Origin of the sequence: Aneurinibacillus aneurinilyticus ATCC 12856 (assembly GCF_000466385.1) — a bacterium.
In the GTDB taxonomy this organism is placed as follows: Bacteria; Bacillota; Bacilli; order Aneurinibacillales; family Aneurinibacillaceae; genus Aneurinibacillus; species Aneurinibacillus aneurinilyticus.
Genome location: NZ_KE952683.1, coordinates 1 through 3,135, shown reverse-complemented (window position 1 = coordinate 3,135; position 3,135 = coordinate 1). Strand labels below are relative to the sequence as shown.

Annotated in this window: 2 protein-coding genes and 1 pseudogene; 1 reads left to right on the top strand and 2 read right to left on the bottom strand. The window is 37.7% G+C overall.

Annotated elements, in window-relative coordinates:
- Positions 1-35: 35 nt before the first annotated feature.
- Positions 36-477 (bottom strand): annotated as a pseudogene (locus tag HMPREF0083_RS02835) (EamA family transporter); the annotation flags it as partial.
- A 27-nt stretch (positions 478-504) separates the two neighbouring features.
- Positions 505-1,329, bottom strand: a complete 825-nt coding sequence (locus tag HMPREF0083_RS02830; protein WP_021619494.1) for an AraC family transcriptional regulator — start codon at positions 1,327-1,329, stop codon at positions 505-507.
- Positions 1,330-1,583: 254 nt separating this feature from the next.
- On the opposite strand from HMPREF0083_RS02830, the gene HMPREF0083_RS02825 reads away from it, so the two are divergent.
- On the top strand, positions 1,584-3,135 hold a 1,552-nt coding region (locus tag HMPREF0083_RS02825), incomplete at its 3' end, for an APC family permease (RefSeq protein WP_021619493.1).

Sequence of the window (3,135 nt, the reverse complement as noted above, 5' to 3'; positions counted from 1 at the left end):
AAAATCGTTAGGTTTTAAGTGGTGGGTAGTTCACCAGCCCCTAATACTTTAACTGCAAAATTCCAGGTAACAAAGCAAAGAGCGGAAGCTCCAAGCCCCAAAAATAAAATATTGAATAAGGAAACAGGGTTTGTGAAGCGTTCCAGTCCCAGTTTAAAGTCAAACAAGAATAGTACAGGCACTTATTACGCCTACATTGGAAGCCATTGTAAAGGTTAGGGCAATATTTTCTAAAAGGTAATACAAAGTGACACCACATAAACCAGCACATACAAATAAGAATTCAAGTTTTTTATCAGTTACCTTCAACCGATACGGATATATAATCATTAAGGCAATAGCCCCTATAGTGAAACGAAAAAATAAAATCTCTATTGGGGAAAAATCATATAATAATATTTTTGTGGAAATGTAAGTTGTACCCCAAATTAAAATGGTAATAATTGCTGATAAATGACCAGCAGTTTTGTTCTCCATTGTCTTGTCCTTCCCTTTGACAACTGACTATTTATCATTGTTGATAAAAATGTCCCGGTATTGTCCGGGCGTCAGTCCGATAAACTCTATAAAGAAATTGCTAAAATGACTTTGATCCACAAAACCGGTCTGCATGGCAGCGTCTAATGGTTTTACACCCTTCTCCAATAGTTTCTTGGCTTTATTGATGCGCACTGTTTGTAAATAACGATATGGGGTAATTCCGCGAATACGAGTAAAGGACCGCAACAAAGAATATTTGTTCATATTAGAAATATTAGCCAAATAATCTAATGCAACATGTTCAGCATAATGTGCCTCTAGGTATTGACAGACCTTTTCAATCTCCTGATCGATCCCTTCATGTTTTGTTTCTGCGTATTCTTCGGTATATTTTTCAATTAGTTGCTCCATAAGAAAATAAAAAGCTTCTTCTTTCTCTAAATATGAAAATTCATCCATAATCATCTGGTGGAGATTATGCAATAAATTAGCTTGTTCACCCTGATAAGAAACAGAATTCGTAAAACGAGGGAGATAATCTTTTCCAGTAATCTCTTTTGTCACTTTTCGCATGACTTCAGGCTTAATATTCAAGCAGCGATAATCTAATGGTTTGTTGTCAATCTGTTCGCACTCATGATTATCTAGAGGGTTAAAAAATATAATATCACCTGTACCTATTACATAATCTTTATTCTTGCAAGATAATCGTCTTTGGCCACTCTCTATAAAGCCAATCACGTAGTATTCATGGAAATGGTTCGGGAATTTTTGCATGATACCCTGAAACCGATAGGCTTCAATTTGTAAATCATGATCAAAGCGCACTGTTCTTTCTCCTTGTCCCATGTGAACAAACTCCTTTCGATATTTAGAAAATAAGTCTAGCACATTCTGTTCCAAGTCTCTTGTATGATATTGACGAAATGAGAAAATACGCTATTCTTTCTGTAGAGTGATAGGAAAAGAAGAACAGAAAATTGGATAAACAGAGATTCCGCAAACATTGAAACAGTATAGAGTGCCGTGCTAAACAGTATATTCAACCGGATTTTTTTTGGAATTTTGGGGAAACTATTTGAAAAGTGTCCCGGAGGAAAAGCATGGTAACAAAATTAAAACGATTTTTAATCGGGCGGCCAATGAAATCACATGAGCTTGCAAATGAAAAGCTAAGTAAACTGAAGGCACTTGCTATACTTTCTTCAGATGCTTTATCGTCTGTAGCATACGGAACAGAACAGATTCTTTTAGTTTTAATCACCGTGGGCACAGTAGCATTATGGTATTCGATTCCAATTTCATTTGCAGTTCTTGGTCTTTTAGCAATACTCATTTTATCTTATCGTCAAACTATTTATGCTTACCCAATGGGTGGTGGTGCGTATATTGTAGCAAAGGACAATTTGGGTACTACAGTTGGACTGGTTGCTGGTGGCTCTTTACTAGTGGACTATATCTTAACCGTAGCGGTAAGCACCTCTGCTGCCACAGATGCTATCACCTCGGCCTTCCCTGTGCTTCATGAACACCGTGTTATCATTGCACTCTTGATGATTTTAACAGTAACTATTTTAAACTTACGTGGTATCACAGAATCTGCAACCATTTTAATGTACCCCGTTTATTTGTTTGTTTTCGCAGTTTTTCTTCTTATTATTGGTGGGATTTATCAATGGATGACAGGGAATGCGCATGTTCAACCTCCTGTTTATGGAGCAGCTGTTCCTGGGATTACATTATTCCTTCTTTTACGCGCATTTAGTTCAGGTTGTTCGGCGCTCACAGGGGTAGAAGCAGTATCTAATGCAATTCCTAATTTTAGAGAACCTGCTTCTAAAAACGCAGCAAGAACACTGATTATGATGGGATTTATCCTTGGCGCTATGTTCATCGGCATTAGTCTTCTAGCTTATGTATTTGGCATCGCTCCAAAAGCTGATGAAACAGTCGTATCCCAAATCACAGCAACTGTATTTGGACGGGGAATTATTTATTACTTTATACAGGCTGTAACAGCACTTATTTTATTCCTGGCTGCTAATACTGCCTTTGCAGCCTTCCCTTTACTTGCCTTTATGCTGGCAAAAGACAGATTTTTACCAAACATGTTTATGGTTCGAGGAGATCGTCTTGGCTTTTCTAATGGAATCATTTTCTTAAGCATACTTTCAGCACTCTTGATTATTGCTTCCCAAGGAGATACAGAAAATCTAATCCCTTTATATGCTATTGGTGTATTTATCCCTTTTACGTTGTCTCAAGCAGGAATGATGAAACGATGGATTACGAAAAGGCTGGCAGGATGGCTTCTCCCTTTTGTTATTAATACGATCGGGATGCTGACTACACTTACAATTTGCCTGATTTTCTTGATTACAAAATTCTCGCAGGTCTGGACGATTTTCTTGTTCCTTCCTGTTGTTATCTTTGCTTTTAAGAAAGTAAATGAACATTATCGGGACCTTGCGGACGAATTGCGAATTGATGTTACGACAGAAAAGCCAGAGAAAAAGGGAAGCGTCATTGTGATTCCTGTAGCTGGCATCACACAGGTTATCCGAAACACCATTAGCTACGCTCAATCGTTGTCAGACGATATCGTAGCCGTCTATGTCGGGTTCGATGACGAAGAAATCAAAAAAATGGAGAAAA

Excerpts from the sequence above, each read along its gene's own strand:
- HMPREF0083_RS02830 (WP_021619494.1), bottom strand. The coding sequence starts at position 1,329 with ATGGGACAAGGAGAAAGAACAGTGCGCTTTGATCATGATTTACAAATT.